The 24,086-nt window shown below is 70.2% G+C and carries 14 protein-coding genes; 8 read left to right on the forward strand and 6 right to left on the reverse strand.

Annotated elements, in window-relative coordinates:
* Position 1 precedes the first annotated feature (1 nt).
* The 5 genes from OWM54_RS37590 to OWM54_RS37610 are packed head-to-tail and all read left to right on the forward strand — an operon-like array spanning position 2 to position 9,112.
* The gene (locus tag OWM54_RS37590) at positions 2-2,737 is read left to right on the forward strand and encodes an ATP-binding cassette domain-containing protein (RefSeq protein WP_324289170.1); all 2,736 of its coding nucleotides are present in this window, start codon (positions 2-4) and stop codon (positions 2,735-2,737) included.
* Positions 2,734-4,845 carry an ABC transporter ATP-binding protein gene (locus OWM54_RS37595; protein WP_223747488.1) on the forward strand — a complete coding sequence of 704 codons (2,112 nt, stop codon included), beginning with the start codon at positions 2,734-2,736 and terminating at the stop codon, positions 4,843-4,845. Before OWM54_RS37590 ends, OWM54_RS37595 begins: the two co-directional genes overlap by 4 nt.
* On the forward strand, positions 4,842-6,335 hold the full coding sequence (locus OWM54_RS37600; RefSeq protein WP_267700495.1) for a TolC family protein: 1,494 nt from the start codon (positions 4,842-4,844) through the stop codon (positions 6,333-6,335). Before OWM54_RS37595 ends, OWM54_RS37600 begins: the two co-directional genes overlap by 4 nt.
* Before the next feature lie 6 nt (positions 6,336-6,341).
* Positions 6,342-8,090 (forward strand): hypothetical protein, encoded by a 1,749-nt coding sequence (locus tag OWM54_RS37605; RefSeq protein ID WP_267700496.1) that lies wholly within the window; start codon positions 6,342-6,344, stop codon positions 8,088-8,090.
* Positions 8,091-8,098: 8 nt separating this feature from the next.
* On the forward strand, positions 8,099-9,112 hold the full coding sequence (locus tag OWM54_RS37610) for a phosphotransferase enzyme family protein (protein WP_141330216.1): 1,014 nt from the start codon (positions 8,099-8,101) through the stop codon (positions 9,110-9,112).
* 51 nt (positions 9,113-9,163) lie between these two features.
* Here OWM54_RS37610 and asnB read toward each other — a convergent pair whose 3' ends face one another.
* From asnB to OWM54_RS37625, 3 genes are read right to left on the reverse strand one after another with little or no spacing between them, the layout of a single operon-like run.
* Positions 9,164-10,921 (reverse strand): asparagine synthase (glutamine-hydrolyzing), encoded by a 1,758-nt coding sequence (asnB, locus tag OWM54_RS37615; protein WP_267700497.1) that lies wholly within the window; start codon positions 10,919-10,921, stop codon positions 9,164-9,166.
* 16 nt (positions 10,922-10,937) lie between these two features.
* Entirely contained in the window at positions 10,938-12,920 is a 1,983-nt protein-coding gene (locus tag OWM54_RS37620; RefSeq protein WP_223747492.1) for a glycosyltransferase, read from the reverse strand.
* A gap of 30 nt (positions 12,921-12,950) precedes the next feature.
* Positions 12,951-14,723 carry a DUF692 domain-containing protein gene (locus tag OWM54_RS37625; RefSeq protein WP_267700498.1) on the reverse strand — a complete coding sequence of 591 codons (1,773 nt, stop codon included), beginning with the start codon at positions 14,721-14,723 and terminating at the stop codon, positions 12,951-12,953.
* Between the two features lie 527 nt (positions 14,724-15,250).
* On the opposite strand from OWM54_RS37625, the gene OWM54_RS37630 reads away from it, so the two are divergent.
* Complete coding sequence (locus tag OWM54_RS37630) at positions 15,251-16,084, forward strand: hypothetical protein (RefSeq protein ID WP_267700499.1); 834 nt, start codon at positions 15,251-15,253, stop codon at positions 16,082-16,084.
* 63 nt (positions 16,085-16,147) lie between these two features.
* On the opposite strand, the gene OWM54_RS37635 is transcribed toward OWM54_RS37630, so the two are convergent.
* The 3 genes from OWM54_RS37635 to OWM54_RS37645 form a co-directional block, all read right to left on the reverse strand.
* Positions 16,148-18,142: a S8 family serine peptidase gene (locus OWM54_RS37635; RefSeq protein WP_267700500.1), complete on the reverse strand. Its 1,995-nt coding sequence runs from the start codon at positions 18,140-18,142 to the stop codon at positions 16,148-16,150.
* Between the two features lie 143 nt (positions 18,143-18,285).
* A complete protein-coding gene (gene hflX / locus OWM54_RS37640; RefSeq protein ID WP_267700501.1) occupies positions 18,286-19,755 on the reverse strand; it encodes a GTPase HflX in 1,470 nt (489 codons plus the stop codon).
* Between the two features lie 58 nt (positions 19,756-19,813).
* Positions 19,814-20,194, reverse strand: coding sequence for a hypothetical protein (locus OWM54_RS37645; protein ID WP_267700502.1), 381 nt, complete (start codon positions 20,192-20,194; stop codon positions 19,814-19,816).
* Between the two features lie 571 nt (positions 20,195-20,765).
* Between OWM54_RS37645 and OWM54_RS37650 the strand changes: the two genes are divergently transcribed.
* A complete protein-coding gene (locus tag OWM54_RS37650; protein ID WP_267700503.1) occupies positions 20,766-21,572 on the forward strand; it encodes a hypothetical protein in 807 nt (268 codons plus the stop codon).
* The gene (locus OWM54_RS37655) at positions 21,569-24,052 is read left to right on the forward strand and encodes a kelch repeat-containing protein (RefSeq protein WP_267700505.1); all 2,484 of its coding nucleotides are present in this window, start codon (positions 21,569-21,571) and stop codon (positions 24,050-24,052) included. The genes OWM54_RS37650 and OWM54_RS37655 overlap by 4 nt, the downstream gene beginning before the upstream one ends.
* The last annotated feature ends 34 nt before the right edge of the window (positions 24,053-24,086 follow it).

A 24,086-nucleotide genomic window follows, 5' to 3' on the forward strand; every position in this document is an offset into this window, starting at 1 on the left:
CATGACTCCTCCCAGGCGTCGGTCCTCAATCATTCCCGAGGTGATCCAGATCTCGGCGACGGATTGCGGCCCTGCTTCACTCAAGAGCCTGTTCGCGGGGATGGGCGCCGAGCTCAACTATCGCGTCCTCCGCGAGGTGTGTCAGACGGACGTCGACGGCACCTCGATCGTCACCTTGGATGAGGTCGCCAACCAGCTCGGGCTCGACTCCGAGCAGGTGATGCTCCCGCTGGACCACGTGGTGGTCCCCGAAGCCAAGGCGCTTCCCGCCATCATCGTCACGCTCAGCGCGGGAGGGCGGCCGCACTTCGTGGTGCTGTGGAATCGCATCGGCCCGTTCATCCAGGTCATGGACCCGGCGGCGGGCCGCCACTGGACCCGGATCTCGACGCTGCTGAGCCACCTGTACCAGCACACCACCTCCGTTCCGGCGGACGGCTGGCGCGAGTGGGCCGGGTCCGAGGAGGCGGTCGCCACGTTCGAGCGCCGCCTGCTGGACCTGGGGGCGACGCAGGCGCGGGCGCTGGTGGCCCAGGCGCTCGAGGACCCCGGGTACCTGTCGATCGCCAGGCTCGACGCCGCGTGCCGGGCGTCCGAGGCGATGATTCGCGCGGGCGCCGTCCGGAGAGGCCGGACGGCGGCCAGTCTGCTGCAATCCATGGTCGCGAAGGACGCCTCCGGCGAGGTGCCCATTCCCGCGACCTATTGGTCCGTTCGCCCCAACCCCGAGGTGGACGGCGAGCTGTCGATGACCGGCGCGGTGCTGATGCGCATTCGCGGCTGGCGCGAGGCTCCGCGCGAGGGCGAGGACGCCCCCCGGGCGGTGCTCGCGAGCGACCTGGCGACGGAGCTCGTCGCCAAGCAGGTGAGCCCCGCGCGGACGCTGCTGCGCCTTCGAGGCCAGGATTCGTGGCTCGTTCCGGGCCTGATTGTGATGGGCCTGGTGTTCGCCACCTTCGGGCGGCTCCTGCAAGCGCTGATGCTGCGTGGCGTGCTCGACCTGGGGCGCGACCTGGGCACGTTCGCGCAGCGTGCGACGGGCATGGCCGTGCTCGCGGGCGTCGCGCTCTGCTTCATGCTCATCCAGATCCCCATCTCCTTGGGGCTGCTCGGCATCGGCCGCCGGCTGGAGGTGCGGCTGCGCAAGGCGTACTTCGAGAAGCTCCCGGAGATGGAGGACCGCTATTTCCAGAGCCGGCTCGCCTCCGACATGGCGTCGCGCACGCACAACATCCAGGCGATGCGCTCGCTGCCACTCCTGCTCTCGCAGGCCTTGATCCTGTCGCTCGAGGTCGCGAGCATCACCGTCGCGCTCATCTGGGCCGCGCCGTACGCATGGCACATCGTGCTCGCGCTCGCGGCGGTCACGCTGCTGGTGCCCCTGATGGCCCAGAAGCTCCTCTTCGAGCCCGACCTGCGCGTGCAGATGCACTCGGGCGCGCTCAGCGGCTTCACCCTGAACGCGCTCGTCGGGCTCACGCCGATCCGCATCCACGGCGCCGAGCGGTCGCTGCGCCGCGCGCAGGAGACCTTGCTCGTCAGCTGGACCAAGGCGCGCTACTGGCTGCAGACGCTGTCGGTCGGGTTCGAGGGCGTGCTGATGCTGGTGAGCTACGGCCTGGTCATGCTGCTCGTCTATTCGTACCTCGCGGGCACGAGCCGGGCTTCGCTGGTGTTGCTGGTCGTCTACTGGGCGCTGCGCTTCCCCATCCTCGGCCAGCGGCTGATGGTGCTGAGCCGCGCGTTCCCGAACGCGATGAACCGGGTCCGCCGGCTCCTCGACGTCATCGGCGATATCAAGGAGCCGCAGGCCCGGCCCGAGGCGCCGGTGCAGGCGCCCGTCGCGCCCGCGGCCTCGGCCGACGCGAGCGGCGTTTCCATCGTGATGGAGAAGGTCCGCGTGAAGGGCGGCGGTCACACCATCCTCGACAAGGTCTCCTTGAACATCGCCCCCGGCGAGCACGTGGCCGTGGTGGGTGTCTCCGGAGCGGGCAAGTCGACGCTGGTCGGCCTCCTGCTCGGCTGGCTCCGGCCGGCGCGTGGTGAGATCCGGGTCGACGGGCAGGTGCTCGACCAGGCCGCCATCGAGCGGCTGCGGCGCACCACGGCCTGGGTGGACCCGGCGATCAGTCTCTGGAACCAGAGCCTCCTCGACAACCTCCGGTACGGCAACGACGGCGCGCACGGCTGGGCCCTGTCGGGGGCGCTCAAGGGCGCGGAGATGCTCGACATCCTCGAGGCGCTTCCAGACGGGCTGCAGACGTCGTTGGGCGAGGGCGGAGGGCTGGTCTCCGGTGGCCAGGGTCAGCGCGTGCGCCTGGCGCGCGCGATGCTTCGCTCCGGCGTGCGTCTGGCCATCCTCGACGAGCCCTTTCGTGGTCTCGATCGCGACCGGCGCGCGCGGCTGCTCGCCGAGTCCCGGCGGCTCTGGAAGGACATCACGCTCCTCTGCGTCACCCACGACGTCGAGCACACCCAGGAGTTCGATCGCGTGCTCGTGGTCGAGAACGGCCGGATCCTCGAGAACGGGTCGCCGAAGGAGCTGCTCGCGAACCAGGAGTCGCGGTACGCCGTGCTCCTTCGCGCCGACCAGGAGAATCGCACCCTGCTGTGGGGCGGCGGGCGCTGGCGCCATTGGTGGCTGTCGGGAGGCCAGCTGGTGGAGAAGCCAGCGCCCAAGCCGGTGGAGACGCCTGCCGCGAAGCCCGGCTCGGGCGGGTTGGAGCTGGTGGGATGACGCGCGCGAACTCCGACCTGTTGTGGCCGGTCGAGCGACTGCCGGACGCGCTGGAGCAACTGGCGCAGCGGCAAGGCTATGGCAGGGCCGGGGGCGAGATATCGCCGCCCGCGGCGGCCGTCGAGCCGAGCCGGGTCTGGATGTTCGCGCTCGGAGACCGGCTCGGCGTGGAGCTCGAGCCGATCACACCGCTCTACCATGAGCTGCCCGACGTCCTCGCGCGCGCCGCGCCCTGCATCCTCCAGGTCCGGCGAGACGGCGTCCCGTCCTATCTGGTGCTGCTGGGGACACGGCGCGGGAAGCTGCGCCTGCTCGCGTGCGACGGCACCGCCGTCCTGGTCCCGAAGAAGAGCGCGCTCGCGCTCCTGCGCGAGGAGCAGGAGGCCACCGCCGCGGAGGTCGACCAGCTGCTCGGCGGCGTGGAGATGTCGCCCCGCGCGCGCGAGCACGCCCGCTCACAGATGCTGCTGCAGCGGCTCGGCCAGGCGCAGCTGCGCACCGGCTGGATCATGCGCCCCCGGCGCACCGCGAGCCGGCGGACGCTGCTCGGCGACATCCCGTCGCTCATCGCCGGCATCCTCGTGAGCCACACGCTGCTCTCGCTGGTGCTGGCCTTCTCGTTCTGGCTGCTCGGCCGGGCCGCGCTCCAGGCCCACCTGGAGACCGGCTGGTTCCTGGGGTGGATCGCCGTCATCGCGTGCGCGATTCCGCTGCGCATGCTCGAGGTGTGGTGGCAGGGCGTGTTTTCCATCCGGCTCGGGACGCTGCTCAAGCAGCAGCTCCTCACGGGAACCCTCAAGCTGACCCCCGACGAGGTGCGGCTGGACGGCATCGGCCGTCATTTCGGCCGCGTCGCCGAGTCCGAGGTCGTCGAGCAGCTCGCGGTCGGCGGCGCCCTGCTCGCGGTGTTGTCGCTCGTCGACCTGGTCCTGGCGGGGGGCATCCTCGTGCTCGGGGCGGGAGGGTGGCCCCAGACGCTGGTGCTCGTGCTGTGGGTCGTGGTCGCGTTCGTCCTCGCGCGCCGTCACTACGGCGTCCAGCGGGCGTGGTCGAGCGCGCGCGTCGAGATCACCCACGACCTGCTCGAGCGCATGCTCGGCCATCGCACGCGGCTGGCGCAGCTCCCCCTCGAGCGCTGGCACGATGGCGAAGACATCCGCTTGAGCGCCTACTCCGAGGTCTCGAAGGTCATGGACCGCCGGACCATGCAGCTGACCGCGCTGCTGCGCGACGGCTGGTTGGTGCTCGCCCTGCTGACCTTGCTGCCGGCGTTCAGCACCGGGACGGCCAATGCCAGCGCGCTGGCGGTGTCCGTGGGCGGCATCCTGCTCGCGCTGCGGGCCTTCGACGAGGTCGCCGTCTACTTCCAGCAGGTCTCCCAGGCGGCGGTGTCGTTCGAGCAGATCCGCGACCTGCTGGCCGCGGTGGGCCGCCCCGAGCTCGAATCGAAGGTCCCCCTCGAGATGGAGGGAGGCAAGCCCACGGACGCCGACAGTGGGACGCTCATCGAGGCGCGGGGCCTGACCTTCCGGCACGACGCGCGCACCCGGCCGGTGATCGAGAACTGCTCGTTCCAGATCGCGAAGGACGACCGCATCCTGCTGGAGGGCCCCTCCGGCGGTGGCAAGTCGACGCTGGTGTCGCTGCTCACGGGCCTGCGCTCGCCGCAGGGCGGTGTGATGCTGCTGCACGCGCTGGACCGCGCGACGTTCGGCGCCTCGGGCTGGCGCAAGCGTGTCACCGCCGCGCCGCAGTTCCACGAGAACCACGTCCTGTCCGGCAGCTTCGCGTACAACCTCCTGCTCGGGCGCGAGTGGCCGACGTCGCCCGAGCTGCGGGCCAAGGCCGCCGCGCTGTGCAAGGAGCTCGGGCTGGACGAGCTGATCGCCAAGATGCCCGCCGGCCTGGAGGAGATGATCGGCGAGACCGGCTGGCAGCTCTCGCATGGCGAGAAGAGCCGGCTCTACATCGCGCGCACGCTCTTGCAGGGGGTCGAGCTGGTCATCCTCGACGAGAGCTTCGCCTCACTTGATCCGGAGACCATGAGGGTCGCGCAGCGCTGCGTCCTCAACCACGCGAAAGCCCTCGTGGTCGTCAGCCACCCATGAGACTTCGACTCCCGCTCGCCCTCCTCGCGACGACCTTCTCCGGTTGTGGGCTGGTCCGTCCCGTCGTCGTCACCCCGCCACCGGCGCCGAGCAGCTACTCGACCGCCATCGAGCCGCGCACCGAGCCGCCCGCGCCGTCCACCGCACCCGAGGGCGGGGTTCCAGACCCGCGGCCGTCGAAGGAGGGCGGGCCCGCGCGGCCCGCCGAGCACGTCACCCAGGACGAGGTCTGGTGGTCGGCGTTCGCCGACCCGGCGCTCGACGCGGCCATCCAGGAGTGCTTCAGCAACAGCCTGGTCCTGCACGACGTGCGGGACCTCATCTACGAGAACCAGCTCGACCCCAACGTGCCGCAAGGTTGGTGGTACCCGCTCCAGGTCGGCGTCCTCAACCCGGCGGGGCTGAGTCAGGTCGTCGCCATCGTCCCGCCCGCGCCGGCGACCCAGGCCCGGTACAGCATCGCCACCGCCGATGTCGGTCTGACCTACCAGGTCGACCTGTTCGGCAACCTCGCCGCGCAGCGGAGCGCGGGCTTGAACTTCGCCGAGCAGCAGCGTCAGCTCACCGAGGCCCGCGTCCAGGACCTCGCGCAGCGCATCGCCCAGGTCTGGTTCGACATCCTCGAGGCCCGCGCGCTCAGGGACCTCACTCAGCGGCAGATCGACTACAACAAAGAGCTGCTCCGCCTGATTCAAGCGCGGTTCGAGCAGCACCTCACGCCCCGGCTCGCGGTGCTGCAGCAGGAGCAACTGCTCTTGAACCTCGAGGCGCAGGTGCCGCTCATCTCCGCCCGGAACGCGCTCTTGAACTCGGAGCTGAAGGCGCTGCTGGGCCGGGTCCCCAGCCCCGCGGACGACATCGTTCCCCTCGAGCGACAGCTTCCAGATCTCCCGCCTTCGCCCAACCTCGGAACGCCAGGAGACCTGAACGCGAACACGCCGGAGATGCGGCTCCAGGAGCTGCGCGTCGCCGAGGTCGAGCACCGCATCAACGCGAACCGGGCGAGCTGGCTTCCGGTGATCCAGCTGGTGGGCAGCGTGGGCGCCGCGAAGGTCGGCCTCTCGGAGCCGGTCCTCCACCAGTCCGTCGTCGGCGTGAACCTGACCTGGGCGATGTTCGATGGCAGGCGCTTCACCGAGCACAAGCGACTGCCCATCCAGCTCCACCGTCGCCACGTCCAATACGAGCTCGCGCTGAACACGGCGATCGGCCGGGTGCAGGATGCCGTGGTCCAGGAGGAGACCGGGGCGACGAGCCTGCGCGCCCTGCGTGCGCAGGTCCTGCTGGGGCAGCAGCTCCTGGACGAGGCGAGGCGGCTCTTCGAGCAGGGGCGCTCGGACTACCTGACGGTGCTCTCCGCCCTGACGAACCTGGTCGGGCTCGAGCGCGCGAGTCTGCAAGCACAACGGCTGCTGCTCAACCATCGCGTCGCGGTCTATCGTTCGCTCGGCGGCACCTGGTCGCGCGACGTCACACTGAAGCGGGAGTGAGAAGCCATGGCACAGCTGCAAGCGGATGAGATGCTCTACATTCCCAATCGAAGGCGGCTCACGCACGACCGGCTCGACGCAGGCGATGGCCAGAAGGTCCTGCACCTCTTCTATGGCGAGGTGGAGCTCATCTTCGACGAGCCGGACATCGCGCCTTTGGGCGAGAAGCTGCTCCAGGTCGAGCAGTTCCAGGCCTCCGACGCCATGGCGTGGTCGGACGGCGCGCCCCATTCCTGGGAGAAGATCCGGGACCTGCTCGAGATGTTGATGGAGCAGCGGGTGTTGCGGCGGGTCTCGGATGGGCCCGCGAGCCGCGCCGCGGTGTCCTATCCCGAGCGGTTGGGGGAGGTGCCCGCCGGGCGTGAGCCGCTCACGTTCAGCGCCCACGACAATCGTTGCCCTGTGCTGACGGAACAGGCGTTCGGACGGGCCTTCGAGCTGTCGAACCTCGAGGTCGTCGTGCCGGTCTACCGCGTGGCGCATCCGGCGGTCGACGGTGATGGCCGGCAGGTGGGCGAGAACAACGTCACACCGCGCACGTTGTTCCTCGACCTCCCGACCGTGCGCAAGCAGTGCCACTACGCGGGGAGCCGCTATCAGAGCGAGCTCCCGATGAACGTGACGGCGATGAAGGCCATGGCGCGTCAGTGGCCGGAGCTGCTCTCGCTGACCGAGCAGTTCCGCCGGGCCTTCCTCGCGCGCATGCCGCCTCGGACCCCAGGCGTGCTCACCGCGGGCGAGCTCCACATGCAAGTCGTCTGCACGCTCGCGTCGGTGGGGTACGTGATGGTGCGGGGAGTCGATCCGGCGCGGAACGGCGAGCTCGACAGCGGACTGGCGGCCATGTTCCGGTTGATCGACGGCGTCCGCCTGGTCACCAACGACCTGGTGCGCGACGCCCCCGAGCAGCCCGTCACCGCGCAGACCATCGTGGACTACGCCGAGCGACACGCGGTCTTCCATGGTCCGCACGGCGTGTGCGCCGGACCGCCGGCGCTGATCAACGAGTACATGCAGGTGTTGACCGGCCTGGCCCCGGCGCCCATCGATGTCCAGCCCGACATCGCGGCGCGCCTGGGCGATCTCGACGCCGCGCTCGATTACGGTCTGCTCGGGCAGCGCGTCGAGGCGGTGGTCCGCTTCCTCGGGGCGAGCCAGGGACTGCTCCACGAGCGGCTCCGGGCGGCGTTCGCCGGGCACCTCCCGCGCACCGCGCTGCAGGAGTTCGTGGAGGCGCCCATCGACGTCGCGCGCTACCCGCTGCTCCGGGACGATTTCCCGCTCGCCGAGACCTACCAGCGGGAGATCAACCTCAGCCGCTGGTTGTTCGCGCGCATCGGCGAGGCCCTGCCGGGCACGCCCCAGGGTGCCTCGCTGGACGTGCTGGCGAAGCTGGACCCCGCGGAGCAGGCCACGAGCCAGCGGCGACTGGCCGAGTTCTTCGCGCATGGGCTGCCGGCGGACAAGGTCGTGGCGGAGCCGCTCCGCGGTGAGCTCGCGGGGGTCGTCGCCAGCGCGTTCGCCCTGGAGCGTCGGTGCCTGGGCGTCGTCGAGCGCGAGCAGTCGATGTTGAACCAGCGGCTCCGGCGCTCGGACCACCCGCTGACGGGCGCGGACCTGGCCGCGTTCACGCGGCCGCGCAATGGCCCCCCGTTGGCGGAGACCCTCGCGCGCGGCCTGGGCATCTCGGTCACCAGCCACGCTGCCTCGACCGTGCTGAGCCACGGTGAGAGCAGCCTCACGTTGAAGGACTAGAGGGTTCGATGCATCCAGAGCTCGTCCGCCGCTTCCATGAACCGATTCGCGATGAGGCCGCGCGCCGGTACGGCCTTTCGCCCGAGCAGCTCACCGAGCTCACGGCCTTCGAGAACTTCGTCTACGAGGCGGAGAACGAAGACGGCGAGGGCTTGATCCTGCGCATCTCGCACAGCACGCGGCGAACCCTCGACTACACGCTGGGGGAGGTCGAGTTCGTTCGCTACCTGGCCGCCGCGCGCATCCCCATCGCCTCGCCGGTCCTCTCCGAGTCGGGGCAGTTCGTGGAGCGCATCGAGGACCGCGAGCCCGGCAGCTACTTCGTCGCCACCGCGTTCGAGCGCGCGCCGGGCATCGTCTTCGACGACGCGCCTCCGCTCAAGGAGCGCTACTGGAAGCCCCCCCTGTTCCGCGACCTGGGCCGGCTGTTCGCGCGGCTCCACAACCGCGCCCAGACCTACGCGCCCTCGAACCCCCGGCTCAAGCGCCAGGAGTGGCATGAGTACGACGTGGTCGACATCGACCGGTTCGCGCCCCCCGAGGAGAAGCTCGTCCGCGAGCGCACCGCGGCGATCATCGCGCGACTGAACCAGCTGCCGCGAACTCCGGAGAGCTACGGGCTGATCCACGCCGATCTCCACATGCACAACTTCTGCTTCGCTGAAGGGAAGATCACCGCGTTCGACTTCGACAACTGCGAGTACGCGTGGTTCGTCAAGGACATCGCGGTCCTGCTCTTCTACATCGCGCGAGGCGAGGAGCGGGATGCGCGGGACGCGGCGGTCACCGCGTTCCTGGGGCCTTTCCTCGAAGGGTATCGGGAGCACCGCCGGATGGACGCCGAGTGGCTCGCGGCCGTGCCGGACCTGCTCGCGCTCCAGCGCTCGATGAACTACGCGCTGTTCCACCAGTATCGCGACCCGGCCGTGCTCGACGAGAGCACGCTCGACCGGTGGGGGCGGTTCAAGCGCGACATCGAAGCGGACACCCCCGTCCTGCAGATTGACTTCACGCGCTTCTAGCGTGAGGGAGGGGGCCCCTGTCGAGAGCGTGCCGCGCGAGGCGCGCGCGCTTCAGCCGGCGGCCCGCGCGAGCGCCGCGAGGAGCTCTTCGCGGTACGCGCCATAGAGGTCCTCCGTGCGAAAGCCCTCGGGCAGCCTGCCTCCTTGTCCGACGAAGAGGAGGATGAACAGGTCGAGCCGCAGCAGGTCGATGGGACGGGCGCAGTAATGGCCGAAGGGATGTCCCTCGTGGTGCTCCGCCGGAACGAGCGTCTCCGCGAGCCGCCTGATCTGCTCGGAGGCACCCGCCACCGCGGAGGGCGCCGCGAGCTTCGGACGCTGGATGATGTGCTCGGCGATGGACGCGGGCAGCACGCGTCGGGCGACCTCGCGCAGCAGCACCTTCCGGGTCTCTCCTCGCAGGCGCCAGGACCACGGCAGCGCGAGGGCCAGGTCGCGAACCCGGGTGTCCAGGAACGGCACCCGCACCTCCAGGCCATGCGCCATGGAGCCGTGGTCCCAGACCCGCAGGTGGGAGTAGCGCAGCGGGCTGTCGAGGAAGAAGCGGTGGACGGCCTCGCGCAACACCTGCGGCTCCCGCGTCGACAGGGTGGAGAGCACCGCCTTGGTCTCGCGGCACTCCTCCGGCGCCACCCGGCGGGTGCGGATGAGCCGGTTGTAGTTCTCCATCGAGGAGCGGACCCACGGCTCGGGGGAGGCATGGACGGCGTAGCCGGCGAACAGCTCGTCCGCGCCGTCGCCACAGAGCACCGTCTTGACGTGGCCTCGGATGTGCGGCGCCGCGCTCTCCACGAGGGAGGCCTCCATGGGCGCCTCCAAGGTGACGATGGTCTCGGGCAGCGCCCGCACCAGCCGCTCGGAAGAGAAGAGGTGCTCGTGGTGCTCGGTGCCGAGCAGCGCCGCGAGCTCCCGGCTCGCCCGCACGTCGGGGTGGTCCACGGACTCCGCGGCGGTGAAGGTGTGGACCGGGGAAGCCCCCTGCGCGGTGAGCAGCGCGGTGAGCAGTGAGCTGTCGAGCCCGCCGGAGAGGAAGACCCCCACCGCGTGGTCCGCGACCCGCTGCCCCTCCACGGAGGCACGCAGTCGGGAGAGCAGCGCCTCCACGAGCGCCTCGGGCTCCGTGGGCAGCTCCACGGGCCGCGTCCCTCCGTGCCGGCCCTGCTCGAGCTGCAACACCCCCTCCGGACCGCGGCGCACCGTGAGGGTGCCCCCGGCGGGCAGCTCGCGGACCGCGTGGAAGAAGGTCTTGTCCCCGAGCACGTTGTGGAGCGTGGACCACTCGAAGAGCGAGGCGCGGTCCAGCTGGCGAGGCACCGCGGGCTCCTCCAGCAGGGCCTTCAACTCCGAGGCGAAGACGAGCCGCCGTCCTCCATCCACCAGGGCGTAGAGGAGCGGCTTGATACCGAACGCGTCCCGGGCCAGCCAGAGCTGCTCGCCATCCGTCGCCGCGAAGGCATACATGCCCTCCAACTCCTCGACGCAGCGCAGCCCCTCGTGCTCGAAGGCGCGCAGCACCACCTCCGTGTCGCTGCGTCCCTCGAACCGGACGCCTCGCGCCTCCAGCCGGGAGCGCAGCGCCTGATGGTTGTAGAGCTCGCCGTTGTAGACGAGCACGGGCTGGCCCGTCCGCCCTCGCATGGGCTGGGAGCCCGTCTCGAAGTCGAGCAGGCTCAGCCGCGTGCTGGTCAGGCCCGCGTGGCCCAGCACGGCCGTGCCCGAGCCATCCGGCCCCCGGTGGACGAGGCGTTGCCTCATCCGCGAGAGCACGCGCTCGTCCACCCCTCCGAACATCCCCGCGATGCCGCACATGCCAGGTCGCTCGGGCTCAGGCGTGACTGAACGCCACGTTGATGGAGCTGTCCGGCGCCGAGAGGACGATGAGGCCCTTCTGATGGAAGAGCTGCAAGGCCTCGAGCAGGGGGCGCTCCAGCTCCTCCGCGGGGCGCCCTGTCCGCGCGGCTTCCGCGTCGAGGAGCGCCTGCGCCGTCTTCGTCCCGTCGCACCGCTCGAGCAGGCCCGCGGTCCAGGTGTTCACCCGGAAGTGGTGGCCGTTCATGTTGGGCTGCTTGTGGAAGACGACGATGCACGCGCCGGGGCCGGAGCCCTCCCTGCCGGGAGGGAGCCCGGGCGGCAGCACCTCGAACCGCTCGATGCGCAGCAGGTTGGAGCGCGTGGGCACCAGGCGGAGCATCGCCTGGATGGGCGCGTTCCGATTGTCGGCGCCCCACCGGTCCACGCGGTCGTAGAGGGGCAGGCGCTCCTCCTCGGCGCGGGTCGTCCCCAGCCAGACGAGGCGCTCGCAGTAGCGGGCGACGTCCCGCAGCTGCGCGTCCCCTTGTGTCTGGTGGTTCAGGACCCACTCGCAGAAGGCCGCGGCGTCCGCGAAGCAGCCGGCCCCGGGGCTCGGGTGCGCCGACACGAAGGACTCCACCGCGGCGCCGGCGCGCGCCCCGAGCGCCTCGAAGAGGGCGGGGACGAGGGTGCGCAGCGCCTCCTCCCGCGTCTCGGGCAGTCCCCGGTCCGCGAGGGGCAGGGTGGAGGGACGACCGCCACGCCGCTCGAGGACGTCCTGGAAGATGGGCTCGTAGCCCCGGCCCGCCGGCTGCTCCTCACGACCGTCGACGAGCAGCTCCGCGCCCTTCTGGCCGATGCTTGCCGCCAGCGCCGCGTCGTCGATGACCAGTCGCAGGGCATTGGCCAGGTCCGCGTGCACCTTGGGGTCGGGGACGACCAGCGCGTTCTCCCCCGCGATGATGCGCTCGCGGAAGCGCTGCTTGCTGGCGATCTCCCCCGACAGGATGAGGCAGGTCCCGGAGGCGAGCACCTCGCGCGGGACGGTGGGCGCGTGGAAGGTGATGGGGAAGTCGCGCTCCAGGAAGCAGACCGCGCGGCAGGCGCGGATGAAGCGGCCGACCTTCCAGTGCGGCACGAAGGGCAGCACCCAGGTGCTGGCGGCCAGCCCCAGCTCCTCGAGGACCCGGAAGTAGGTGTCCATGTTGCGGCTGCGCGCCAGCGCGACGAGCTGGAAGCGGCGCCCCTCGGCCTTGAGCCGCGCGAGCGCGCGCAGCAGATCATACGAGCCCTTGGCGATGCCGAGCTTGCCGTACACGCCGATGATGGGGACGGCGGGGTCGATGGGGCGCGCGTTGGAGACCAGGTGCGGATGCTCGCGCTGCATGCGCGCCGCATGCAGGGGGATGTCCAGCGGGACCACCTGGGGGCTGAAGCACGAGCGTGGCAGATGGGAGGGAGGGCCGCGGTAGAGCGCCTCGGGGCGAACGCCCATGCCCAGATAGGGATAGGGGCTGCCCGAGCAGATGCCGTCGGCGCGGCGAAGGACCTCGCGGTAGGTGGTGGCCAGGCCCAGGTGGTTCATGAGCCGGCCGACGTCGCTGCCCGCGTTGCGCACCAGATAGGGCACGCCCGTCCAGGACGCCGCCAGGTGCGCCGCCACGCCGTAGGGCTCCAGGTAGTAGCTGTAGATGAGGTCGCAGCCATATCGACGGACCACCTCCGCCGCGCTGCCGGCCAGCTTGCCCGTGAAGGGATTCGACTGGGGGATGTGCGTGAGCGTCGGGGAGAGCGGCTCGGTGCCGTGGAGATGCACGCGGCCCTGCCCGAAGGCGGGCGCCAGCCACTCCCGGTCATCCTCGTCGAAGATGATGCGGTGCTCCGGCTCCACCTCGTCCGCGTTGGTGACGACGTGGACCTCGTGGCCCGCCTCGGCCAGTCCTCGTGCCATCCAATAGGACTGGGCGCTCACCCCGCCTTGGATCGGCGGGTACTTCATGACGGCACAGATGCGCAAGTGATGCTCCTGGTGGCGGGCGCCCGACCTTCACTGCTTCAAGCCCAAGTCCAGCATGACGGCGCCCAGGCGATGGAGGTCCCGGATGAGCTTGAGCCCCCCCGCCTCGGTCCGGTCCTTGTCCCCTGGCGAGCCCCGCGACGCGAGCCGCGCGAGCAGCTCCTCGGTGGTGCACTGGCCATCGCACAGCGAGAGCACGGTGGCCGTGCGCTCGTTGATGCCCAGGGGCTGCACGTTGCGCCAGCCTGGCGCCTTGAGGAAGAGGATGAGGGTGGGCGTGGTGGCGACGTCCTCCAGCGAGGCCCCGCTCGTCACCCGGCGGATGGCTTCGATGACGTCACACCCGAAGCGCTCCACCCGTGTGTGGGCACCCAGATGGGGGCGCGCCGTGAGCAGCTCGGCGTCGGTGGGCTCCGGGCGCGCGTCCCGAGCGGCGCGGGCGGCCAGCGCGCTCTCCACCGGGGGCCGCGTGGAGTAGAGGCTCAGCTGGGCGCGCTCGAAGCGGGCGATGTCTCGCAGGTGCGGAAGCTGGAGCTCGCCGTCGGTGAACAGCTGCTCCACCAGGTCCAACAGCCAGAAGCCGTCGCGCACGGAGCGATTGGGATACTCCCGTGACTCGCGCGGCAGGTACGTGGCGACGAAGCGGGTGGTGAGGCCGTGCAGCAGCCGCTCCTTCTGGAGCAGCTTGAGCGTCGCTGGCGCGATCTTGGCCAGCAGGGCGAAGCGCTTGGCGGCGACCTCGCGCCCGAACAGGTCGATGTGCGCCGGGCCCGCCTGGAGCAGGGCCTCGGTGGCGGGCGCGCTCAGCTCCAGCGCGGCGCACGTCGCGGCCGGCGCCTCCAGGAAGCGCTGGCGCAGGCCCGGGTCCACGATGATGCGGGCCAGCGCGGCCTGGAAGCGCGGCTCATCCACGGGCAGGGGCGTGGGGGAGGCGTCCAGGTCCAGCGGACGGGCGGCGGGGAGCGGGGGCTCCACGGTGCCCCGGCGTCCGAGGATGTCCCGGGCGTGCTCGATGTCCTGGAGCATCTCCTGGAACTCCTCGGGGAAGTTCTGGTCCCGTTCAATCAGCACGGCGCGCACCGGGCTGCGAGCCACGACGTACTCCAGCAGGCGCCACACCTCCGGATGCGCGTCGACGGACTGGCTGTGGCTGTCCACCCAGCGTCCGCCGTGCTTCTCGCCCCCCGCCAGGTGGATCTGGATGACGCGCTCCAGGGGGAGCGCCTCCAGGAAGGCGTACGGGTCGTACCGGTGGTTCTGGGAGTTGATGAAGACGTTGGTGAGGTCCAGCAGCAGGCCGCAGTCCGCCTCGGTGACGACCCGCGACACGAAGGCCTGCTCGGTCATCGGGCTGGGGAAGGCGAAGCTGTAGGAGACGTTCTCGAGCAGGAACGGCACGCCCAGCATCCGCTGGATGTCGCGGGCCTTCCGGGCTGCTCGACGCGCGGCGGCCTCCGTGAACGGCAGCGGGGTGAGCTGGCCGATCTCGAACCCCCCGGCCTTCGTCATGCACAGATGGTCGCTGTAGAAGGGCGCGCGCAGCGTGCGCACCAGCTCCGCGACCTCGTCACAGTAGGCGGGGTCCAGCGGCCCCTCGGTCCCGACGGACAGCTCGAGACCATGGGGCACGAGCGCCTGACGGCCCTTCATGGCCCGGGCGCGCTCGATGCTCTCGGGCACGGAGCGCAGGTAGCGGTCGGCGATCAGCTCGAACCAGTCGATCCGATCCAGATGCCTCGACTGCTCCTTCTGCAGCTCCGGCCGGAAGCCGATGCCGACGCCGAGGAATGGCAGTTCACGCAAAGAGACCACGGGGCGTCGGCGTCCGGGCGTTGAATCAGGCGGAGGGGTCGGACGTGCCCGTGCAGCCACACAGACAGCCGCTGCCACAGAAGCAGCTGAAACAGACCGCCTCGCTGTTGGAGTAGGTATAGCCAGGGCCGCAGTCGAGCATTTCCAGCTTGAACTCTTCGGTCTCGACGTTCTGCGGAGACCGAGCCGACTGAGACTTGGGGAGTGAGCTGAGATTGTTCATGGTGAAGAGGAATCTCGCCCGCAGTGCGACTCTCTGTCAAGAAGGATTCACTGGGGGAGGGGTCGTTCCTGAACCAGGCTCGCTCGTGGACGGCAATCCCTGCCGTCCCCCGGCGGGCCTTGCCGCGCCCAGCGCACGCATTCACGGCAACGCTTGCTGGAGGAAGGAGGTGCTCCGAGGGCGCGCCCGCTGGCACCCCCGTTGCTCAGGGGCCAACCCGCTCTGTCCCGCTGCGCCGCATCCCGTGGCGTCACGCGAGGAGCGTTCCGATGTCTCTCTGGAAAGGGTTGGGACGATGAACCGGATGACTGTGATGAAGCGCTGGTGTCTGGCCATGCCTCTGGCGGCCTTCGCGGTGGGCTGTGGCGTGGAGCAGGAGGCTCCAGGCACCGAGGGCGCCGCCGCGCCCGTGGCGGAGGAGACGGGCGAGACCACGCAGGCCGTCGGCGTCGAGAACGCCTACTGGTGGGGGACCACGGCCAACGGCTACACGTCCACCAACATCGGGCCGACGACGGGCCGCACGTGCTTCCTCTCGGGATTGCAAGGCAACCTGAAGCCCGCGGTGGCGGGCCGCTGGGCCACCGGTGGCGTGCTCCAGTCCGCGGGCGACTACATCCTCTTCGTGAGCCACAACAACAGCAAGGCGTTGGGAGTGGGCGTGCAGTGCATCTACACGTCGGCCGGACGGACGACGGAGATGTCCTGGGCCCAGGGCCAGGCGGCCCGGCTGCTCGGCGCCGTGACGGCGCAGCGGCGCTGCTTCCTCACGCAGGTGACGGCGTCCGGCGGCTTCGCGTCGAACTCCGACTACGTGCGCGTGTGGAACGACGGCCTCAACTGGTACCTGGGTGGCAACCTGTCGGGTGCCGGCGGCGGCCGGGCCGTCTGCGTGAACGTGCCCGAGGACCATGGCGGCTGGCTGTGGATCGCCGGGGACCCGGGCGGCTTCACGGAGACGCTGGCGTACAACCCGGGCGGCGTCGCGTGCGCGCTCTCCGGCGTGGGCGGGAAGTTCGATGACAACAGCTTCACGGATGGCGTGAGCGTCGACTACAACGCGGGCACGCGCTACTGGGAGATGTCCGTCATGAACGGCAAGCGCGGCTGGGGCAACTGCGTGAAGTAACGCGCGCCCAGGGATGCCGGGCCTCCGCCCTGGGAATCCCGGCGTCCTGTGTGCGTGCTCGCCTCAGAGGCTCTGGAAGCCGTGGATCGTGGCGCCCAGGGAGCTGCCCTCGGCGTTGGTACACTCGACGTGCCAGCGAATCAGGTCGAAGGGCCCGGGCGCCGGCAGCGTGGCCGGGTTGCCCAGCAGGAGCGTCCCGAAGTCGAGCGACGGGGGATAGGTGCCGCTGCTCCACAGCTCATGAGGGTCCCAACCGAAGTTCCTGAGCCCCGTGGTCGTCACCACGCACGCGTCGGCGCCCACGCTCTCGTAGCGTTGGGACACCATCGTGTCAGGGGCCCAGGAGAACCGGTTCGTGTCGATGCGGACGCTCGCCCCGGAGAACTCCTGCGGGACATTGCCCGTGCTCGTGCTCTTGATGACCCAGACCACCTTGGTGATGCCCCGAACGATGGTCGCCGTGATCTGGCTGGTGGCCAGGCGCGTGTTGGCGGCGTTCGCGCACTCCAGCACCCACCGGTACTGGCCCGGTGTCTGCGGCGCCGTGGGCACCGTGCCGTTGGGCGTGAGGTTCACGGCCTGGGATTGGAGGGCGTTGTTCCGATAGGTCTTGATGGAGCAGCGCGCCGCGCCGCTCGAGCCGTAGCGCAGGATGAACGGGTCGCTGTTGTACTGCTGGAAGTGGCCGGCGAGGCCGTTGTTGCCGAGCGCCACCGTAGGCTGGGCGATGACGGACTGAAGCTGCAGGTTGGGCACCGTCGCGGTGGAGCCGGAGTTCGTCACGTGGCGCGCCCGGACCGCCTGTTCGATCTGCGCGGGGGTCGTCAGTCCTTGCGATTCCGCGAGGAACGCGGCGAGGCCCGCGACGTGCGGCGCCGCCATCGACGTGCCGGACAGGTCGGCGTAGCCTCCGGGCCACGTCGAGCGGATGACGTTGCCGGGAGCCCACGTCTCCACGCACCGGCCGTAGTTCGAGCCCGCGCCATCGCCCGCGAGCGGCTGGTTGCGGATGGCGTTCACGCCCGCCAGCAGCTGGACAGGCTGTGCGTTGCTGTCGATGGCGCCGACGACCATGATTCCGTCGCTGGGGCTGGGCGTGTTGAACGAGGAGTTGCACGCATCCCGGTGGTCGTTCCCGGCGGACTGGGCGATGAACGCGCCGGGATATCCCACGGACGGGTTCGGGGTCGCGAGGACCCGCATCTTGTCGCCGAGCGTCCTGCCCTCCTTGAAGTCGGGGCCGTTCATCGAGATGTTGATGATGCCGACGGTGCCGGAGGCGAGGATGCGCGAATAGATGAGGTCCAGCCCCAGCCCGATTCCCACATAGGTCCCCCCGGACGAGCAGGTCGTGACGCCCGGCTCATTCTGTCCGACGGCCACCGAGACGATGCGCGCTCCCTTGTTGACGCCCACCACTCCGCCCTGGGGCGTGGGCCTGGCGCCGATGATTCCCGCCACATGCGTCGCGTGCGGATAGCAGCCCGTGGGGGAGTTGCCGGGCATGGCCACGAGCCGCTCGAGGAACGGGAGGTTCGTGTGAGGCGCCACGCCGGTGTCGAGCACATAGACGGTGCGCGAGCCATTGCTCGTCTGTGAACCGCCGACGGCCTGGATGCCCCAGGGCGTGACGGTCGTCGTCCCGGAGTTGCTCCACACGGCGCTGAAGTCCACGGGCGCGTCCTCGGTGAGCCGCTTGACGCGAGGGTCCTTGCTCAGCCGCTCCACCTGCTCCTCGGTGAGATAGGCCGAGAAGCTCTTCCCGACGTGACTGACGAGGTGCGTGGGCGTGACGGCGTGCGCCAGACGCAAGTCATTGACCAGGTGCCGGGTCGGCAGGTCGTGGTGGCTGTCGAAGCCGTCGGCCGGGGGCGCTGCCTTCGCCAGGAACGCGTGCGTCGCGGACTCCTCCAGGTCGACGAGGTAGAGGGTTCGGCCACGCTCGTCGCGAAGCTGCCCCGCGCGGCCCTGCTCCGCGCGGAAGACGGGCGCCTGCGCGAGCGAGGTGGTGCTCCACAACCCCGCGACCAATGCGACGACACTTCTCCAGTGAGACATCGGGAACCCCTTTTCAAGGTGGACCCGGATTCCTAACAAGAGGAATGCACGGACAACCATCCGCCAGATGAACGCACGGTCCGTCTGTTGAATCGTTGCCCTGTTTTCTCAATGGCCGAGTGTCACGACGTACTGGATGGGAATCAGCCTGGCTCCGTCTGTTCCGCGGGAAAGGCGCGCGTGAGCCTTGCAATCGCGGCGGGCAGGCCGCGCACGCGCAGCTTCCGGCCGTGCTCGTCGTACTCCTCGGCCAGCACGGTGGTGTGCTCATACACCTCGCCGAGGCGTCCCTGGCTCGAGTACGGGATGTTCAACTGGGCCTCCACCATGGACGCCTCGAAGAAGCGGAGGATGTCCAGGCGCAGGCTGGCGACGTCCTCGGGGCGGTGGGCGGACAGCAGCACCGCGTCCGGGTGCTCGGCGCGCAGGGCGTCGCGAGCGGCCTCCTCCAGCCGGTCGCACTTGTTGAGCAACAGCTTGCTCGGCACCACGTCGGCGCCAATCTCACGCAGCACGGTCCGGGTGACCTCCAGCTGTGAGGGCCACGTCGGGTCGGAGGCGTCCACCACGTACAGGAGCAGCGACGCCTCCAGCGCCTCGTCCAGGGTGGAGCGGAACGAGGCGACCAGGTCATGCGGCAGCTTCTGGATGAAGCCCACGGTGTCGGAGACGAGCACGCGGGGGCGTGTCTCCGGATGCAGCGCGCGCACGGTGGTGTCCAGCGTGGCGAAGAGCTGGTCGGCGACCAGGACCTCGCTCCCGGTGAGCGCGCGCATCAGGGAGGACTTGCCCGCGTTGGTGTAGCCGACCAGGGCCACCCGGAGCTGCTCGCGGCGGGCGTACCGGCGCTGGTCCTGCTCCTTCTCGATGGCGGCGAGGCCCGCGCGCAGCTCCGCGAGCCGGTCTCGAATCTTCCGCCGGTCCAGCTCCACCGCGGAGTCTCCCGAGCCGCGTCCCTGCTGTCGCTCGCTCCCGCCCGAGGACTCCCGGAGCCGGGGCGCCAGGTAGCTGAGCCGGGCGATCTCCACCTGCATGCGGGCCTCGTGGCTGCGCGCGTGCCGGTGGAAGATGTCGACGATGACGCCGGTGCGGTCCATCACCGGGACGCCCGTGGCCTTCTCCAGGTTGCGAAGCTGGCTGGGCGACAGCTCGTGGTCCACCACCACCATCGTGGGCCTCGGCCCGCTCGTGTCCAGCCCGGCCTCGGTCGTCTCCTCATCCTCCGCGTCGAAGTCCTCGTCGTCCTCCACGGGGGCGCCCGCTTCCTCGGTGGCCTCGCCCGTCGGCACGGGGGCGGCGTCCTCGGCGCCTTCCTCCTCGGCGGCCTCCCACTTCGCGCGGGCCTTGCTGGTCCTGTCACGCGCGCCCGACGACACGACGCCCGGGCCCCCGGTGAGCGCGGCCAGGTCCTTGAGCTTCCCCTTGCCGAGCACCGTCCCGGTGGCGAGCGCGCCCCGGCGCTGGCTCACCGTCGCCACGGCGTCGTAGCCCAGGGTGTGCACCAGTCGCGTCAGCTCCGCGAGGTCGGCGGCATGCTCCGTGTCCGACACGCTGGGGAACTGGACGCCCACGAGAACGACAGGAGGGCGGGGAGGGGGCGGCGTCTTCGACATGGGGCCCCTCGTAGCACGGTGGGCCCGGGGTGGGGTGGTGCTGATGCTGCTGGTTCTCCTACCAAAGCAACTCGACCTTGGCTTTCCGCAGTTTCATGAATCGTGAGAGTTCTGTCGGTGAAGCGAACTGCAGCTTGTTGCAAGAGACCTCCGCGCCGCTTTCAAGAATCTCATTCCAGTCGGCTTTGCCGGTTGGCGAGGGCAGCACGTCAACAACGGCTCGAACGCCGCGAAACTCGATATCGGCGTCTGTCTTGCTTCGTCGGACGTGAAGCCGACCAATACTGGCTGCCTTGCGTTTGGCCGCGGCCGCGTTCACCGCCTTGATGAGAACGATGTTCTCCCAGACATCCAAGGCGGCACGACGGGCACGCGCCTTCGGCACGATCACCAAGACGATGTGGGCCGAAAACCACTTCTCGCGCGCACGCTTAGCCACGGTGGCCTCGACAGGACTCCTTGCATGCCCCGGCCAGTACCGCCATGACTCCCATCAACAGGGCAACCCGGTTCGTCACAGCGTCTCCAAGGCAAGACTTCGTGAGGCTTTGTCCAGTAGGTTGCATATCGCCTCCTTTGCATGCGGGTTAATCAATCCTTGTATTGGCTCGTCACGCATGTTTGCCATCGCGATACGCATGCGTCGGGTGAACGCGCCTCCGCCGAGAGGGGACACCCGCTCCTCCGAGGTGCCCGTCACGCATTCTCGGCGCTTCGAGTCCTCTTGGCAGCTTCGCCCGCCCTTCCTCCAGCACCCACTCGCGGGCCACCTTCGACTCGTCGACAGCCGCCATGGCGTGGACGTCCGCGCGGAGGCGCACGACGCAGCGGAGGACCGGGACCAAGGTTCGAAGGAGGCATTCTGTCTGGGGCCGAGCTTTCTCCAGACACGGAAGACCGGAGTCGGAGTTTCTGTCGGAATCACGACAGTCCCGCGGGCCCCTGTCGCCAGCGTGCCGGTGTCTGTCTTCAGCTGGGGCTTCACGACGGATTGAATGCCCGTGGAGCCCATGAAGACCTCTGTGCGGACGCGTCCCCTTCACGTGGTGGTGATGTGCCTGACGTTGGGGGGCGCGCTCGCGCCCGTCCCGGGGCGGGCGCAGGAGCAGAGCGCGGTGCGGCCCTATGTGCTGGCCGCGACCCGCCTCTACAACGACCTCGAGTACGAGCAGGCGCTGGAGCAGATCTCCCGGGCCAAGCGGCTGTCGAAGAGCCAGTCGGACGACGCGCTGTTGTCACTCTACGAAGGCGTCATCCTGGCGGACCTCGGGCAGCCGGACTCGTCCGACGCGGCATTCAAGGCGGCCCTGTTCCTCCAGCCGGACGCGAAGCTCCCCCTCTCCGTCTCGCCCAAGGTCTCCGAGCGCTTCGAGTCGCTGCGAGGACGGGTGAAGCGTGAGCTGGAAGCGGCGGCGCCGCCACGCGAGCCGGAGGGCACGCGACTGGCGACAGCGGAGGTGTCGGATGCGGTGGGGTCCGGGCAGGGCGCCGCCATCCCGCGGCGGGTGTGGTTGTCGGGCGCGGTGGGCGGAGGGCTGCTGGTCGGCTCGGGCGTGACGTGGATGTTGGCCCGAGGGCAGCATTCCAAGCTGACGCAGGCGTCCGGTGCGCCCGCGACGATGTCCGAGATGAAGGACACGGCCTCGCGGGGAAGGACCTACCAGACGGTGAGCGCGGTGCTCGCGGGCGCGGGCGTGGTGGGGCTGGGTGTGGCCGCGGGCCTGTATCTCTGGGGAGGCGCGTCGCGGCCCCGGGAGCCAGGGCTGGTGTTGGGGACGGATGGCACGTCGGCCTTCGTCTCCGGGAGGTGGCCGTGAAGACGCACGCCTGGTTCGTCGCGCTGTTGTCGGGCGCCCTGATGCTCCTCGCGGGCTGCGTCGACTTCGACGCGGGCGAGAAGACCTGGTGCCAGCGTCACCCGGAGGTCTGCACGCCCTCCTTCGAGCAGGTGCCCCCCTCGGTGCTCTACGTGGAGAAGAAGGGGGTGTTGCGGCTCCAGGCGGGCGCGAAGGACCCGGCGGGTGAGCCGCTGCGGTTCACCTGGTCCTCGAACGTGGGGAGCCTGGGCCAGGCGCGCGACACGGCCACGACGACGGAGGTGGAATGGACCGCGCCGGAGTGCATCCCTCCACCGGCGGCGACCTTCACGCTCACCGCGAGCAGCAAGCTGGGGGCATCCACGCAGGTGACGTTCTCTGCCATCGGCATCCCGGAGTGCCCGACCATGAGCGGCACGGGCAGGCTCACGGTGGCGCGCTCGGGCCACACGGCGACGCTCTTGTACACCGGCGTGGTGCTGGTGACGGGAGGCGAGTCCTCGGGGGGCCCACTGGATGTCGCGGAGGGCTATTCCGCCAGGGCGCAGACCTGGGCCGCGGCGGGGAGGATGTCCACGCCGCGAGTCGACCACGTGGCGGTGCGGCTGGTGACGGGCACGGTGCTGGTGACGGGCGGGCGCAACGCGAGTGGCGTGCTGAAGAGCGCGGAGCTGGTGAGCGAGGACTTCACCTGGACCGCCGCGGCGAGTCCCTCGACGGCGCGCCATGGCCACGCCGCGGCCCTGCTGGAGAGCGGCAAGGTGCTGGTGACGGGTGGCTTCGATGGCAACTCGGTGGTCACCACCTCGGAGCTGTACTTCCCGGGGCATGAAGGCGACCCGGTGCCCAAGTGGAGCACCACCGCCAGCGCGCCCGTGGCCCGCAACCACCCCGTGGCCACCGTGGTGGATGCGGGGAAGAAGGTGCTGGTGACCGGAGGCACGACGGAGGGCGGCGGGTATCCGACCAGCGCGGATGTCTACGATTCGGCGACGGAGACGTGGACGCAGGTCGACGCGGTGGGTGAGGGGCGGATCGACCACACGGCGACGTCGCTCTCCCCCGGGCGGGTGTTGGTGACGGGCGGGAGGCATGCGGGAGGGGCCCTGGGCTCGACGGTGCTGGTCGATGTGGCGCAGCGGGCGGCGACGCCGGGGCCGGCACTCTCGACACCCCGCTACGGCCACACGGCGACGTTGCTGCGCTCCGGCCAGGTGCTGGTGGCGGGTGGGCTCGGTGCGCGCGGTGAGGCGCTCGCGTCGACGGAGCTCTTCGACCCGGAGACCGGGACGTGGTCCCAAACGGTGCCGCTGGCGGCGGCCCGACATGGCCACGAGGCCATCCTGCTGGATGCGGGGAAGGTGCTGCTGGTGGGGGGGCAGGGGGCGGGAGGCGAGCTCGCATCGGCCGAGGTGTATGACCCGGGGACGAAGACGTGGACGAACGCGGACCGTCTGCTCGTGCAGCGCGGGAACCATACGGCCACGCTCCTGCCGAGCGGCCAGGTCCTGGTCGTGGGTGGCAGCAACCGGTTGGTCTCCTCGGGCGCCTATCTCTCCGCGGTCGAGCGGTATGACTCCGTGGCGGGGACCTGGCGCGCGTTGGCCCCGCTTCGCGTGGCGCGTGATGGCCACACCGCGACCCTGCTGGCCTCGGGCGGCGTCCTGGTCGTGGGCGGCTACAACGGAGGAGAGCACGTGGCGGAAGTGGAGCGCTTCGACCCTGTCCGGGAGGAGTGGCTGACCGGAGGCCGCCTCGAGAAGGGACGGGACCTGCACTCAGCGACGCGTCTGGCCTCCGGCAAGGTCCTGGTCGCCGGTGGGCATGATGACCATGGAACACTCGCCACGGCGGAGCTGTATGACCCCGTCCTGGGGACGTGGTCACGCACGGGGCCGATGGCGACGGCGCGTGCCGCGCACACGGCGACCCTGCTCCCCTCGGGGAAGGTGTTGGTGGCGGGCGGCTTCGCGCATGCGTCGGGCATCTCGGCCCCGCTCCAGAGCGCGGAACTCTACGACCCGGCGACGGAGCAGTGGACCTCCGCGGGAGCCCTGGTGTCTGGGCGCGGCGCGCACACGGCGACGCTGCTGCAGAACGGAGACGTGCTGGTGGCGGGAGGCTATGCGGAGCAGATGGGGAAGGGCTCGCTGGCGACGGCGGAGCGCTATGACCCGGCCAAGGGGACGTGGACACAGACGCCACCCTTCGCGGAGAAGCGCGGGGCCCACACCGCCACCCTGCTGCCCTCCGGAAAGGTGCTCATCGCGGGAGGCTACGGGGGGTACCAGGACCTCTACTTCCTCTCGCCGTGCGAGCTGTATGACCCCGCCACCGGACAGTGGTCGTCCACCAGCGGCGTGTTGACGCCTCGCTCGAATGCCACGGCCACGCTGCTGCCCCTGGGCAAGGTGCTGGTGGTGGGCGGCTATGGCTACAACGACGAGGTCCACGGAGAAGCGGAGCTGTTCATGCCGTGACGATGCCCTTCGCGGGGTTGTCTTCGCCAGCCGC

It is taken from the genome of Myxococcus sp. MISCRS1 (genome assembly GCF_026626605.1).
GTDB lineage: Bacteria > Myxococcota > Myxococcia > Myxococcales > Myxococcaceae > Myxococcus > Myxococcus fulvus.